Source organism: Streptomyces caelestis (assembly GCF_001279005.1).
GTDB classification, from domain to species: domain Bacteria; phylum Actinomycetota; class Actinomycetes; order Streptomycetales; family Streptomycetaceae; genus Streptomyces; species Streptomyces heliomycini.
This window is the reverse complement of sequence record NZ_LGCN01000051.1, coordinates 90,568-103,590: the sequence shown is the minus strand read 5'-3', so window position 1 is coordinate 103,590 and position 13,023 is coordinate 90,568. Positions and strand designations below refer to the sequence as shown.

The window sequence follows — 13,023 nt, the reverse complement described above, 5'->3', positions numbered from 1 at the left end:
GGCTTCACGTGTCCCCTTTGCTCACCCCTGCCCGCACGCGCGGGTTCCTTCGTGCCACGGCCGCTGCCGTGGCACTGTCGTCAGTGCTGCTGACCACCGGCTGTGGTGCGTCCGACGAGAGCGGCAAGGACGCGAAGGCCACCGCTGCCGTGCCCGCGGGCTTTCCGGTCACCATCGACAACTGCGGCGTGAGGACGACGTACGACAGGCCGCCGTCGCGGGTGGTCACCATCCACCAGCACCCGGCGGAACTCATGCTCGCCCTCGGTCTGAAGGAGCGCATGGTCGGCACGGCCTTCCCCGACTCCGCCGTCCTGCCCGAGCTGAGGAAGAACTACGAGGCGATCCCCGAACTGGCGAAGAAGGAGCCGTCGTTCGAGAAGATCCTGGACGCCGAACCCGACTTCGTCTACGGCGGCTACGGCAGCGCCTTCGCCGAGAACGAGGGCCGCTCCCGCAAGGCGTTCGCCGACGCCGGCATCGACACCTACCTCAACCGTGAGTACTGCGGCAAGAAGCGGGTGACGATGGAGGACACCTATGACGAGATCCGCACCATCGGCGAGGTCTTCGGTGTCCCGGACCGGGCCGACGAGCTGGTCGCGGACCTCGAGGGCCGCGTCGGCAGGGCCGCCGCCGAGGTCGCGGGCGAGCCCGAGGTGCCCGTCTTCGTCTACGACAGCGGCGACAAGAGCGCCTTCACCGCGGGCGGCAAGAGCCTGGGCACCGAACTGATCCGGCTGGCCGGCGGCGAGAACGTCTTCGCCGACCTCGACGACGTCTTCGGCGACGTCTCCTGGGAGCAGGTCGTCGCGCGCAAGCCGGAAGTCATCGCCGTCTACGACTACGCGGACGCCGGAAGCGTGGAGGAGAAGAAGACGTTCCTGCTCTCCCAGCCCGCGCTCGCCGACGTGCCCGCCGTCAGGAACAAGCGGTTCGTCGTCCTGCCGCTGACCGCCACCCTGGTCGGCATCCGCTCGGCCTACGCGGTCGAGGACCTGGCCCGCGGGCTGCATCCCGAGAGCTTCCGGTGACCCAGGCCGTCACCGACGCGTCCACCGAGCGGACGGTTCGACGGCGGAAGGCCACCGGGTCGGGAACAGGCCGTACGCGGCCGGCCGTCACGCTGCTGGTCCTCACCGCCCTCCTCCTCGTCTCCGCGACCGCGGGCCTCGCAATCGGCTCCGTGCACGTGCCGCCCGGCCAGGTGTGGGGCATCGTGACGCACGCGCTGGGCGCCGACTGGCATGATCCGGGCTGGTCGCGGGCCCGGGAGACCATCGTGGTGGACGTGCGGGCGCCGCGGGTGCTGCTCGGTGCGGTCACCGGCGCCGGCCTGGCGGTGATCGGCACCGCGCTGCAGGCCCTGGTGCGCAACCCGCTCGCCGAGCCGTACCTGCTCGGCGTCTCCTCGGGGGCATCGCTCGGCGCGGTCTCGGTGATCGTGTTCGGGGTCACCCTCTTCGGGCCGCTCTCCCTGTCGGTGGCCGCCTTCGTGGGCGCCCTGGGCGCGCTCCTGCTCGTGTACGCCACCGCCCGCACCGGCGGACGCATCACCTCGTCGCGGCTGGTGCTGTCCGGGGTGGCGATCGCGGCGGTGCTCACCGCGGTCCTCGATCTGCTGCTGCTCGCCACCGACCGCGGCAACGAGGCCCGCGCGGTCCTCGCCTGGACCCTCGGCGGCCTCGGCGGGGTCAACTGGGGCACGCTGTGGCTGCCGAGCACGGCCCTGCTGCTCGGTGTCGGCGTCCTCATGGCGCAGGCCCGCAACCTGAACCTGCTGCTGGCCGGGGAGGAGGCGGCCACCACGATGGGGCTGGACGTGGCCCGGTTCCGCGCCCGGCTGTTCGTGCTGCTCTCCCTCGTCACGGGCGTGCTGGTCGCGGCGGCCGGACCGATCGGCTTCGTCGGCATGATGATGCCCCACATCGTGCGCCTGTTCGTCGGCGGCGACCACCGCCGGGTCCTGCCGACGGCGGCACTCGGCGGAGCGGTCTTCCTCGTCTGGGCCGACATCGCCGCACGGACGATCGCCGCGCCGATGGAGATACCCGTCGGCGTCCTCACGGCCCTGTGCGGCGGGCCGTTCTTCCTGTGGCTGATGCGCCGGGACGCCCGGCGCGGCACCGACCGAGGAGCGGCGTGACCGCGACCGAACTGAGCGTCGACGGCGTCACGCTCACCGCCGGAGCCCGCCATCTGGTGCGCGACGTCTCCCTGACCGCCCGCCCGGGCGAGACCATCGGGCTCGTGGGCCCCAACGGCAGCGGCAAGTCCAGCCTCCTGCGCACCGTCTACCGCGTCCTGCGACCCGACACCGGTCAGGTCCGGGTCGACGGAGGCGACGCCTGGTCGCTGCCGGTGCGGCGACTGGCCCGCACCGTGGCGGCGGTGGTCCAGGACTCGGCGGCCGACTTCGACCTCGCCGTCCGCGAGGTCGTCGCCATGGGCCGCACCCCGCACAAACGGCTCCTCGCCGGCGACACCCCCGAGGACGCCGAACTCATCGACTCCGCCCTCCTCGCGGTCGACGCCGTCCACCTGGCCGACCGTCCCTTCGACCGGCTCTCCGGCGGCGAGCGCCAGCGCGTCCTCATCGCGCGCGCCCTCGCCCAGCAGCCCACCCTCCTCGTCCTCGACGAACCCACCAACCACCTCGACATCCGGCACCAGCTGTCCGTGCTCGGCACCCTGCGCCGCCTGCCCGCCACCGTGCTGCTCGCCCTGCACGACCTCAACCTGGCCGCCTACTACTGCGACCGCCTCTACGTCCTGCACGACGGTGAGGTCACCGCATCCGGACCGCCCGCCGAGATCCTCACCCCGCGGCTCCTGGCCGAGGTCTACGGAGTGGCGGCGGAAGTCGCCGTCCATCCGCGCACGGGCGCCCCGCAGGTGACGTTCCTCCCCGAAGAGCCACGCAGCTGAAGGGCCCACCCTGTACTGCCCCATGCCCCTCCGCGCCACCTGGGACGGGACGGGGAGCGTGGCGCAGCCGGGTGAACACGATCCGGTGCAGGGCCGCGCTCGCCTGCCGGTCGCCGCCGTGGTCGAACCGACGCGTACGCCGACGGCCGGAGGAGTACTCGATGGGGCCGGCTCCGCGAAGGGCGGCGAAGGGCGCCTCGGTGTCCAGCAAGGTGACTGCACCGTCCGAACCGATGCCCACCGGTACGAGCAGCTGTGGGGCGTGGCGTTCGACGAGCCGGGCCAGGCGTTGGTCAGCTCATTGATCTGCCCGGTGAGCTGATTGATCGCCTTGACCGCAGAGTCCTTGGCGAGTTTGCGCATCCGTGCGCTGTGCACGGGACCATCGCCGGACTTGGCCCGGGCCCGGGCGCGACCGCTGAGCACGGCCCGCGCGGCGGCCTGCGCATCGAGCGGGTCAGACTTCCCGAGCAGTCGGCGGGCCGACCGGTCGGGCCGGTTCACTCCGAACACCTGAATCCGCTGCGCGAGCAGACAACGGGACAGGCCCGCGCCGAAGGTGCCCGTGCCCTCCACACCGGCCCGGCTCACCGTACCCCGCTTGCAGGCCCAGGCAAGCAGCTGACGGTAGCCGGCCGCCGTCGCCGGGAAGGACTCGGCGCCCGGTCTTCTCCCCGGCAGGGAGATCACGGCCGCGACATGAACTTCGCCGTGCGTGTCCACGCCGAGCGCGATCTCGCGCCGAATGGGCGGATCCGTGCCGGAGGAGGAGCGGCGCTACCGGTTCGGTCCGTCGACGAGGTGCTGGTGTCGCTGCGCGACGCCCTTCTCCGTAGCCGCACGTCAGGACCCACGTCCAGCGTCGGGCGTGCTGTTTCCCGGCCGGCCCTTCGCCGTGCGGGAAGCACCTGTTCATCGACGGCAGGCCGGCCCTGTTCCCACCGGTCCTCCGAGGCGTCCGCAGGAAACTCGGCCCGGTCGCCACCGCCTGCCCTGCTTCGGGGCAGTCCGGCCGTCGTCAAAATGGTAATGACATCCATTTCCATGTATCGTCCGTCTCGCTCACCGATCACCCCCCGGAGGTCCCCATGGCCGTACCCAAACGCAAGATGTCGCGCAGCAACACCCGGCACCGTCGCGCGCAGTGGAAGGCCACGACGCCGCAGCTGGTGACGGTCACGGTGGACGGCGTGCCGTACCTCGTTCCCCAGCGGCTGGCCAAGGCGTACGAGCGCGGCCTGCTCCGCCCCGAAGGCTGACGCCGGCATGACCCACGCCCCCTCGCCGCGCCTTCCCGTCACCGTCCTGTCGGGCTTCCTCGGCGCCGGCAAGACCACCCTGCTCAACCACGTCCTCGGCAACCGCGAGGGCCTGCGTGTCGCCGTCATCGTCAACGACATGAGCGAGGTCAACATCGACGCCGCCCTCGTGCGCGGCGGCGGGGCCGCTTTGTCCCGCACCGAGGAACGCCTGGTCGAGATGACCAACGGGTGCATCTGCTGCACCCTGCGCGACGACCTGCTGGAGGAAGTCGACCGCCTGGCGCGCGAGGGGCGCTTCGACCACCTCCTCATCGAGTCCTCCGGCATCTCCGAGCCCATGCCGGTGGCCGCCACCTTCGCCTTCGCCCGCGACGACGGCGCGACCCTCGGCGATGTGGCCCGGCTGGACACGATGATCACGGTCGTGGACGCCGCCAACTTCCTGCCCGAGCTGGCCTGCGGCGACGAACTGACCGAACGGGGCCTGGACCAGTACGAGGACGACGAACGCACGGTCAGCGACCTGCTGATGGACCAGGTCGAGTTCGCCGACGTCATCGTCCTCAACAAGCTCGACCTCGTCGACGCCGCGTCCGCCGACCGGCTCCGGGCCACCTTGGCACGGTTCAACCCCGCCGCCCGCGTGGTGCCGGCCGTACGAGGCCGTGTGCCGGTCGGCGAGGTCCTGGGTGCCGGCCGCTTCGACCTGGAGCGCGCACAGCAGGCCCCGGGGTGGGTCAGGGAACTCAACGGCGACCACGTTCCCGAGACGGAGGAGTACGGCATCTCGTCGACCGTCTTCCGCTCCGGAAGGCCCTTCCACCCCTGGCGGTTGTGGACGTTCGTGACGGAGGCTCTGGACAGCGGCGCCTACGGGCAGGTTCTCAGGTCCAAGGGCTTCTTCACCCTCGCCAGCCGGCCCCGTGTGACGGGGCTGTGGTCACAGGCCGGTTCGGTGGCGCGCTTCGAGCCTTCCTCTGCCCGTGACACCGACAGTCCTCATGCGCAGGAACTCGTCTTCATCGGGACCCATCTGGATGCGGAGCCGTTGCGGGCGGCCCTGACCGGCTGCCTCATGCAGGAAGGCGAAGCCCTGCCCGCTTCCGACCCCTTCCCTGCCTGGGACACCTACGGTCTCGACGAGAGCTGCGCGCACGAGTACGCCCCCTCGCCACGGTGACGAGGCACTGAAACTCCGGGCCGGGCGGTGGTCGCAGCCACGGCACCGTCCGGCCCGGTACACACTTGTGTCAGAGAAGCCGCTCATGGACGACAGGAAGAAGCCGCGCCCGGGGACGGTGCAGGAGACCCTCCTCGTACCGCCGTATGCCCGCGCCGTGGAGAACCGCGAGGAACACGCGCTTCCGAGGGGCGCACGGGCCGAAGGGATCGTCGCCTCGATCGACTGCGGCTTCGAACGCTTCGACGACCTCCCGAGCCTCACCGGCGCGCTGCTGCACACCCTCCTCCTCGACCGGTGGGTGGCGGACTCCCTGTCCGCACCCCGACGCCACCGCGGTCGAGATCGGCACCGGACTCAACACCCGCCACGCACGTGTCGACAACAACCGCGCCCGGTGGTTCGACCTCGGCCTGCCCGATGTGATCGGCCTGCGCCAAGACTTCTTCACGGACAGCCCCTCGGCGGACGGTGATCGCGGCCTCGGTGACGGACGAGGCATGGGCCGTGAAGGCGGCCTCGCACACCACCGGGCCACACCTGCTCGCCGCGGAGGCCGTACTGCCCTACCTGCACGAACCCGACGTGCGCGGGGTCATCGACCTCCTCGCCGACCGCTTCCCGGGCGCTCTGCCGGCCCTCGACACGGCCGGCCCCGGTTTCTTCGACGCCCAGGAACAGCACGACGCCCTCGGCAAGGTCGCGGCCCGCATGCACCGGCACTGCCCCGACCCTGCCCAACTGGCCGACTGGCGGCCGGGTGCACGCGTGCCGGCGTCACACACCCTCGCCGGCCTTCCCGAGCCCTTGGTGGCTCAGCTGCCGCGCTCCTGCCGACAGTTGGTGCCCGCGATCGCCGCGCAGCGACTCCCCAGGCCGATGGCCACCGGCTCAGCCTCCTGCGCCTGCCCTGACGTCCGCAGGCACGCTCCGCGGCCGGTTCCGGCCGTGACTGCGCCGAGTCACGGCCGGATTCTCCTCCTGTTGTGCGAGCGGGCGGCTACCAGGAGGACTTGGTGACCCCGGGCAGGAAGCCGGCATGGGCCTGCTCACGCACGCGGACGCGCGACAGGCCGAACTTCCGAAGGTGACCGCGCGGCCGCCCGTCCACGCTGTCCCGGTTGCGCACTCGGGTAGCGCTCGCGTTGCGGGGCTGGCGCCGCAGTTCCTCCACGGCGGCCCGGTGTTCGGCGCCGGTGGAGGACGGCCGGCGGATGATCTCCTTCAGCTCCGCACGGCGGGCCGCGTACCGCTCGACGGTCGCCTTGCGCTTCTCGTTCTGCGCGATCTTGCTCTTCTTGGCCATCAGACCTTCCCCCCTCGGGCGCGGATGCGGGCCACGGCGGCCTCGATGCCGATGCTGTCGACCGTCTTGATCGCCTTCGCGCTGAGCGTCAGCCGGACGTACCGCCCTTCGCTGGGGAGCCAGTAACGCTTGCGCTGGATGTTGGGGTCGAAGCGGCGCGAGGTGCGCCGATGCGAGTGGGAGATGGTGTTGCCGAAACCCGGCTGAGCGCCGGTCAGTTGACAGTGGGCGGACAAGGTCTTACCTACCTCTCGTCGGACGGTCAGTTTTTGGTAATGGAAATCGTTTCCACATACTAACCCTCGTGGCACGCACCGAGGCACGCCCGGTCATCAAGCTCCGCTCCACGGCGGGAACCGGCTGCACGTACGTCACCCGCAAGAACCGCCGTAACGACCCCGACCGCATGGTGCTGCGCACGTACGACCCGATCGCCCGGCGCCACGTCGACTTCCGCGAAGAACGCTGACCTCCCGCCGCTCCACCTCCGGCCCCCGATCCCAAGGACGCCCCATGAAGGCCGGAATCCACCCCGCGTACGGTCCCGTCGTCTTCCGCGACCGTGCCGCCAACTACGCGTTCCCCACCCGCTCCACCATGACCAGTGACAAGACGATCGAGTGGGAGGACGGCTGGCCGGGCGCGCTCCGCGTGGCACCCGGTGACGACCGGGACGAGACCCTGATGAGTCCGGCTCTGTGGAACGCTTCGGCTTCACCGTTCTCCGCGACGGTCTCAAGCGGCTTCCTCCCGCTGCCGGCTTCAGGTCCCGACGGGAGCGGGGAGCCCGCGCGCGTCGTCCATGATCGCCACCAGGACGGTGCTGTCGCCGAACTGCCAGACCGGCGCAACGTGGGCGAAGCCGGCCCGGCGCAGCAGTTCGGCGTGGCGGCTCACCGTCACCTGCTGGTCGCCCCCGCTCCCGGCCCGGGCCGCCTGGCGCCGTCCGCGTTCGTCGAGCAGGTCGGCCAGTTCGGGGTCCCGGGCCGCGGCGTCCCACCAGGACCGCCAGTCCTCCTGTGCGCGGCCGCCCGTACGCTCCGCCCTGCGCCGACCCACATGGGCGGTGAGGTCCGCGCACGGTGCCGCACCCGGCGGGAAGTGGTCTCCGTTGACGAGGACGCCGCCGGGGCGGAGCAGGGACGCGAGGGAGCGGTACGTGCGCAGCAGCGCCGGCTCGGACAGGTAGTGCAGCGCGGTCGTCGAGAGGGCGGCGTCCAGGGGACGTCGCAGTCCGAGGGCCCGGGTCCAGCCCTCCTCACCGATGACGGTGTCGACGTAGCGGGCGGCGTCGGCGTGGTGGGTGCGCCCCAGCTCCAGCAGCAGGGGGTCCATGTCGGCGGCGACGATCTCCGCGTGCGGGAAACGGGCGGCGAGCCTGGCGGCCAGGGAGCCGGGGCCGCATCCCAGGTCGAGCAGGAGAGGGCGGGCACGGCCGGCGGTGGCGTGCTCGACGACGTCCGCGATCACGGTGAACCGCTCCTCGCGGTCCACCGCGTACCGCTCCTGCTGCCTTTCCCAGCGCTCCACCCACGCCCTGGCCGTCCCCATGCTCACGCCCATCGCTCGCGCCACCTCGTCCGTCTCTCGTCCATCCGTGGGCACGGACGAATCTACAGGTGGAAACGGTTATCAGTTGCCATTCACGTCAACGACGCGAGGACGGTCAGCAGGCGGTCGATCTCCTCCGTCGTGTTGTAGGCGTGCAGGCTCACCCGTACGGATCCGTTCCGCTCGTCGGCGCCGGCCTGGCAGAGGCTGTCGGCGCGGACCATGAAACCGTGGCTGAAGAGGATGAACCCGAGGTCGTCGGAGGGGATGTCGCGGTGCCGGAAGGTGACGATGCCGTGGCGGCGCTGGGCCGCGGGCAGCGGGGAGTCGGCGGCCAGGCTCGCCGGGCAGCCGAGGACCTCGTACGGGCCGAGTCGTCCGAGCCGGTCCGTCAGCCGGGTGGTGAGGGCGGCCGTCCAGCGCGCGATCCGCTCGACTCCGGCCGCGTCGAGCCAGTCGAGCGCGGCCCGCAGCGACACGATGCCCACCGTGTTGGGCGTGCCCTGCCAGCCGCCCGGCCGGAACACGGGCCCCCGCGCGTTGCGCGCCCACACCGCGCCTGATCCCGGCAGGGCCATCGCCTTGTGCCCGGAGAAGACCATGAAGTCCACGTCCAGCAACGGATCGTCGAGGTGGACGGGCAGGTGACCGACGCTCTGTGCCGCGTCCAGACAGATCGGCACGTCCGGGCCGACCGCCGCGCGGATGCGGTGCACGTTCATGTCGCCGCCGTAGACGTGGTGGACGTGGGTGGCGGCCACGAAGCGGGTCCGCGGACCCACGGCCTCGGCCAGGGCCCGGTGGTCGTAGTCACCGGAGGCCGCCTGGTACGGCAGCGCCCGCACGCGGACCTCGACACCGCGCTCGGCCAGCAGCCGGCGGGCCTCGAGCCAGGGGTCGAGATTGGCCCGGTGGTCGGCGTACGGCACGAGGATCTCGTCCCCGTCCCCGAGGTGCGGCACGAGCCAGTCACGGGCGACGGTACGCAGGCCCTCGGTGGCGCCGCTGGTGAAGTGGACGCCGGAGCAGCCCGGTTCGGGATCGTGGAGGAACTCCTTGACCCGTTCCCGAGTCGATTCCACGAGTTCCGTGGTCCGGTTGGCCCAGGGGTAGGTGCCACGGCCGGCGTTGGCGTTCGACGTCGTGAGGTACGTCTGGACGGCCTCCAGTACGGCACACGGCTTCTGTGACGTGGCCGCGCTGTCGAGGTACGCCAGCTCCGGATGCGCGGTGACGATGGGGAACTGTTCCCTCAGCTCCTGTTGCCAGAGCGGGTTTTCGGGCTCCACGGCGGGACGCGGGCGCGCCGGGCTCATTCGCGCACCAGCGGTGCGCCCGCGTCCCGCCAGGCGACGATCCCGCCGGCCAGGCTGCGGACGTCCGGGTGGCCCATCCGGGTCAGCGCGGCGGCGTAGCGCAGCGACTTCTCGCCGACGGGACAGGCGAGCAGCACGGGGGTGCGTTTGCTGAAGGGGAGCCCGCCGCGGAGCAGGTCCTCGAACACCTCGTCGACGATGTTGAGCGAGCCCTCGATGTGCAGGGCGGCATAGGCGTGCGGGCTGCGCAGGTCGACGACGAGGGGCCGGGGATCGCCCTCGGCGGACCAGCGCCGGGCGTCGTCCACGTCGATGACGCGGGCCTCCGCATGGGCCTCGGCGTCGGTGACGGCCGCCGCGGAGTGCCCGCGGGCCGTCCGGCCCAGGAGTTCCGGGCGTCGCTGCCGCACATAGCTCAGATAGCTCTCGGCCCGGTCGCACACGATGAACACCGCCGTCCGGCGCTGCCCCGTCCCGTCCAGCTCGGCGTCGGCGTACCGCAGTCGCCGCACCGCCCCCTGGTAGGCGGCGCCGCCGGTCGGTCCGGACAGCATTCCGCAGCGGCGGATCAGGGTGAGCATCCCGTCGATGGCCTCGTCCGAGGTGACCGACTCGATGGTGTCGTACGTCGCCGGGTCGAACAGGCCGACCTGGTGGACCTCGTCGATGGTGCGGATGCCGGGTATGAAGTCCGACTTGTGGGCCACCAGGCCGAGGACCCTCACGCGCGGGTCGTGCTCACGCAGGACCCTGGCGACACCGGTCGACGAACCGGCCGTGCCCACGCAGGCGATGAACCAGTCCGGCACCCGGCCGTCCAGGTCCTTCACTATCTCGGGACCGGTGCCCTCCGCGTGCGCCTCGACGTTGCGCGGGTTGAAGTACTGGTCGGTGTGCAGGTACGTACTCCCCGGATCGGAGAGCGCCCGGTGGAAGTGCGTCAGCGGGTCGTCCGTGTCGGTCGGGTCGAGGCACTCGCTGCGCCCGGGAAGTTCCTCGATCTCGGCGCCGAGGAGCAGGAGGAGCTCCTTGATCTCGGGTACCCGCATCCGGTTGGTGACGCTCTTGAACCTCGCTCCGTGCATACCGGCCAGCAGGGCCAGGGCCTTGGCCGTGTTGCCGCTGGAGAGCTCCACGACCGTCCCGTCGCCGTCGGCCGCGGCCTCCAGATGGGGCCGGGCCATGTGCCAGGCGGGCCGGTCCTTGACGGACCCGAACGGATTGAGCATCTCCAGCTTGGCGTAGAGGTCGATGTTGCGCAGACCGTGTACGGCGGGATCGATGCGCACCAGAGGCGTGTTGCCTATGGCCTCGGTGATGCTGTCGTACCTCATCCGACTGCTCCCCCCAAGGGTGTGATCGGCCAGTAGTCCTCGTCCGGGCACCAGCGCCAGGAGTCGCCCCGCCGCTCCACCGCCACCGTCCGCGCGACGGGCTGCCGCTGCGCGTGATGGGCGTGGAAGTCCATGGCGTATCCGGCGGTGTTGACGAAGGCCAGCAGATCCCCCGCCCGCGGCAACCGGGGCAGGAAGACCAGGCGACGGGTGATGAGATCACCTTCCAGGCACAGATTGCCGGTGAGGTGGACGCCGACCGGCTCCTCGTCACCCGACACCGCTTCGCCGCGGGGCAGCAGGACGGGGTCCACCAGGACCCCGTGCTCCTCCAGGCTCATGTCACCCGCGTTCATGGCGAGATGCACCAGGTACCGCCCGGCGTCCGTGTCCGCGAGCCGTACGTCCAGCACGCGGGCGAGCGACAGCCCGCACTGGTCGACCAGGGAGCGACCGGGTTCGATGTACAGGTCGTGGAGGTGCTCCAGCAGGAGGGTGGCGGGCGGGCGGCCCAGCACCGGTGCGGGCAGGGAGAGAAGCTCGTCGAGGTAACCGGGGCCGGCGGTGGGACGGTACGCGGGGTACAGCGCGGCGGCACCGCGCACCGTGCCGCCCTCGTTGCGCAGCCCGTATCCGTGACCGCGCCAGGTCAGCGGCGGGCGGACACCGAGCACCGCCTCGGTCAGCGCGGTGGTCCATCGCTCCCACTCCTCCGCCTCGGCGACGTAACCGACACCGAATCCGCCCCCGATGTCGAGGGCGCGCGGCGCGAGTCCCCGCGCCCGGCATTCGTCCATGACCAGCACGCACTGCTCCAGCGCCCGCGCCTTCTCCTCCACGCCGGTGGTGTCGAGGTGATAGGCGGCGCCGGCGAACTCCACGGTGTCGGCGTTGCGTTCGAGCGCCGACAGCAGCTCCTCCGTGTCACGTACCGGGGTGCCGAAGCGGCTGCGCCGGGAGAGCAGCCGGGTGCCCGCTCCCCCGCGGCCGGCGGCGGACTCGAACCCCGACAGGCGTACCAGCACGGCGACGCGGCCGAGCCCGTGCGCGCGCACCAGTCCGGAGAGACGTTCCAGTTCCCCGGGCGAGTCCAGGTTGACCGTGGCTCCGACGCGCGCGGCCAGCCAGAGGAACGCGGCGTCCTTGGGTCCGGTGGCCATGATGCGGTCGCCGGTGAACCCGCAACCCAGTGCGTGCCTCAGCTCCTCCGTGGAGGCGACGTCGACGCCGACGGCGGCCGGGTCCTCCGCCGCCAGTCGCCGCAGCAGGGCGCTGGACCGGTTCGCCTTGTGCGCGAAGTACACCCGCCCGGTGAGATGGTGGCGGCGGTAGACGGCACGGAAACGGGCGGCGTTCTCGGCCACGGCCTCGGGGAGCAGCACGTTGAGCGGCGACCCCAGCGCGTCGGCGAGCGAGTGCAGGAAGGGCCGGTCCGTCAGCAGTGCGGCGAGCGGCGGCTCCACCCTGGGCCTCAGATACAAGGGTACGTCCACGCGAGACCCCTCCCGGTGCCGGCCGACCGCCGACGCGACGGTCGTTCGGGAGTAGTCGTTTCCAGGTACACCCGCCCCTAAGCGTCACCGGTCCGGTTCCCGGGGCGAAGTCCCGTGCTCAGGAGGGGGTGGTGCTGAGGACGCGGTCGAGCGCGCCGCCGGGGCCGCTTGTGAGTTCCTCCCGGGTCCCCTCTTCCGTGATGAGGCCGTCCTCCAGGACTGCGATGCGGTCGGCGCGGCGGATGGCGGCCGGGCGGTGGGCGATGACGATCGTCGTGCGGCTCTTCTCCTGCAGCGCGGTGGCGAGTTCGGCGTCGCCGGTGTCGCCCAGGTGGGCGGTGGACTCGTCGAGCACGAGGACGCGCGGCCCGGCCGGCAGCGCGCGGGCCAGGGCGATGCGGGCCCGCCGACCGCCGGAGAGCGTGGCGCCCCGCTCGCCGACGAGGGTGTCCGGGGGCGACGGTACCGAAGGTGGTCCCGTGGGTCGGTGACGGGCCGTGCGGGCCGACGCGTTCCAGGCGCCGCCGACAACCGCCGCCCGCACGAGCGACACCCGGCACCCCGCCACGCGTGCGTCCGTACGCCGCTTCTCCCGTCGTGGCCGAGGACCGGGTCCGGTCCCGCGGCGGGGCAGGGGTGCGCCCTCGCCACCG

At 71.9% G+C, this 13,023-nt stretch carries 14 protein-coding genes and 3 pseudogenes; 8 read left to right on the top strand and 9 right to left on the bottom strand.

Annotated elements, in window-relative coordinates:
- Positions 1-8: 8 nt before the first annotated feature.
- From ADK41_RS05660 to ADK41_RS05650, 3 genes are read left to right on the top strand one after another with little or no spacing between them, the layout of a single operon-like run.
- Positions 9-1,034, top strand: coding sequence for an ABC transporter substrate-binding protein (locus tag ADK41_RS05660; RefSeq protein ID WP_030833475.1), 1,026 nt, complete (start codon positions 9-11; stop codon positions 1,032-1,034).
- Entirely contained in the window at positions 1,031-2,146 is a 1,116-nt protein-coding gene (locus ADK41_RS05655; protein WP_030833472.1) for a FecCD family ABC transporter permease, read from the top strand. Before ADK41_RS05660 ends, ADK41_RS05655 begins: the two co-directional genes overlap by 4 nt.
- On the top strand, positions 2,143-2,928 hold the full coding sequence (locus tag ADK41_RS05650; protein WP_030833469.1) for an ABC transporter ATP-binding protein: 786 nt from the start codon (positions 2,143-2,145) through the stop codon (positions 2,926-2,928). The genes ADK41_RS05655 and ADK41_RS05650 overlap by 4 nt, the downstream gene beginning before the upstream one ends.
- Here the strand turns inward: ADK41_RS05650 and ADK41_RS42815 are convergent.
- Together ADK41_RS42815 and ADK41_RS42810 are read right to left on the bottom strand one after the other, a co-directional pair.
- Positions 2,819-3,169, bottom strand: a complete 351-nt coding sequence (locus ADK41_RS42815; RefSeq protein ID WP_234319003.1) for an IS110 family transposase — start codon at positions 3,167-3,169, stop codon at positions 2,819-2,821. The two genes, ADK41_RS05650 and ADK41_RS42815, sit on opposite strands and share 110 nt — an antisense overlap.
- A 119-nt stretch (positions 3,170-3,288) precedes the next feature.
- Positions 3,289-3,618, bottom strand: a pseudogene (locus ADK41_RS42810) (IS110 family transposase); the annotation flags it as partial.
- Between the two features lie 398 nt (positions 3,619-4,016).
- On the opposite strand from ADK41_RS42810, the gene rpmF reads away from it, so the two are divergent.
- The 3 genes from rpmF to ADK41_RS42450 all read left to right on the top strand — a co-directional run bounded on the left by rpmF (position 4,017) and on the right by ADK41_RS42450 (position 6,390).
- Complete coding sequence (rpmF, locus tag ADK41_RS05640; protein ID WP_007387878.1) at positions 4,017-4,187, top strand: 50S ribosomal protein L32; 171 nt, start codon at positions 4,017-4,019, stop codon at positions 4,185-4,187.
- A gap of 7 nt (positions 4,188-4,194) precedes the next feature.
- A complete protein-coding gene (locus ADK41_RS05635; protein WP_030833462.1) occupies positions 4,195-5,370 on the top strand; it encodes a GTP-binding protein in 1,176 nt (391 codons plus the stop codon).
- Positions 5,371-5,856: 486 nt separating this feature from the next.
- A complete protein-coding gene (locus ADK41_RS42450) occupies positions 5,857-6,390 on the top strand; it encodes a hypothetical protein (protein ID WP_199821887.1) in 534 nt (177 codons plus the stop codon).
- Here ADK41_RS42450 and rpsN read toward each other — a convergent pair.
- A complete protein-coding gene (gene rpsN / locus ADK41_RS05625; RefSeq protein ID WP_030833459.1) occupies positions 6,371-6,676 on the bottom strand; it encodes a 30S ribosomal protein S14 in 306 nt (101 codons plus the stop codon). The two genes, ADK41_RS42450 and rpsN, sit on opposite strands and share 20 nt — an antisense overlap.
- Entirely contained in the window at positions 6,676-6,912 is a 237-nt protein-coding gene (gene rpmB, locus ADK41_RS05620; protein ID WP_030833456.1) for a 50S ribosomal protein L28, read from the bottom strand. Before rpmB ends, rpsN begins: the two co-directional genes overlap by 1 nt.
- A gap of 68 nt (positions 6,913-6,980) precedes the next feature.
- On the opposite strand from rpmB, the gene rpmG reads away from it, so the two are divergent.
- Together rpmG and ADK41_RS38755 are read left to right on the top strand one after the other, a co-directional pair.
- Entirely contained in the window at positions 6,981-7,145 is a 165-nt protein-coding gene (rpmG, locus tag ADK41_RS05615; RefSeq protein WP_030833453.1) for a 50S ribosomal protein L33, read from the top strand.
- Between the two features lie 44 nt (positions 7,146-7,189).
- Positions 7,190-7,309: pseudogene (locus ADK41_RS38755) on the top strand (50S ribosomal protein L31); the annotation flags it as partial.
- Between the two features lie 129 nt (positions 7,310-7,438).
- On the opposite strand, the gene ADK41_RS05610 reads toward ADK41_RS38755, so the two are convergent.
- The 5 genes and pseudogenes from ADK41_RS05610 to ADK41_RS42805 form a co-directional block, all read right to left on the bottom strand.
- Complete coding sequence (locus ADK41_RS05610; RefSeq protein ID WP_037805043.1) at positions 7,439-8,239, bottom strand: class I SAM-dependent methyltransferase; 801 nt, start codon at positions 8,237-8,239, stop codon at positions 7,439-7,441.
- Between the two features lie 80 nt (positions 8,240-8,319).
- Positions 8,320-9,543, bottom strand: coding sequence for an aminotransferase class V-fold PLP-dependent enzyme (locus ADK41_RS05605; protein WP_030833446.1), 1,224 nt, complete (start codon positions 9,541-9,543; stop codon positions 8,320-8,322).
- Positions 9,540-10,877 carry a pyridoxal-phosphate dependent enzyme gene (locus tag ADK41_RS05600; protein WP_030833444.1) on the bottom strand — a complete coding sequence of 446 codons (1,338 nt, stop codon included), beginning with the start codon at positions 10,875-10,877 and terminating at the stop codon, positions 9,540-9,542. The genes ADK41_RS05605 and ADK41_RS05600 overlap by 4 nt, the downstream gene beginning before the upstream one ends.
- Positions 10,874-12,370 (bottom strand): Y4yA family PLP-dependent enzyme, encoded by a 1,497-nt coding sequence (locus ADK41_RS05595; protein ID WP_030833442.1) that lies wholly within the window; start codon positions 12,368-12,370, stop codon positions 10,874-10,876. Before ADK41_RS05595 ends, ADK41_RS05600 begins: the two co-directional genes overlap by 4 nt.
- 118 nt (positions 12,371-12,488) lie before the next feature.
- Positions 12,489-12,830: pseudogene (locus ADK41_RS42805) on the bottom strand (ATP-binding cassette domain-containing protein); the annotation flags it as partial.
- Positions 12,831-13,023 lie beyond the last annotated feature (193 nt).

Excerpts from the sequence above, each read along its gene's own strand:
- rpmF (WP_007387878.1), top strand. The coding sequence starts at position 4,017 with ATGGCCGTACCCAAACGCAAGATGTCGCGCAGCAACACCCGGCACCGT.
- ADK41_RS05635 (WP_030833462.1), top strand. The coding sequence starts at position 4,195 with ATGACCCACGCCCCCTCGCCGCGCCTTCCCGTCACCGTCCTGTCGGGC.
- rpsN (WP_030833459.1), bottom strand. The coding sequence starts at position 6,676 with ATGGCCAAGAAGAGCAAGATCGCGCAGAACGAGAAGCGCAAGGCGACC.
- ADK41_RS05610 (WP_037805043.1), bottom strand. The coding sequence starts at position 8,239 with ATGGGCGTGAGCATGGGGACGGCCAGGGCGTGGGTGGAGCGCTGGGAA.
- ADK41_RS05605 (WP_030833446.1), bottom strand. The coding sequence starts at position 9,543 with ATGAGCCCGGCGCGCCCGCGTCCCGCCGTGGAGCCCGAAAACCCGCTC.
- ADK41_RS05600 (WP_030833444.1), bottom strand. The coding sequence starts at position 10,877 with ATGAGGTACGACAGCATCACCGAGGCCATAGGCAACACGCCTCTGGTG.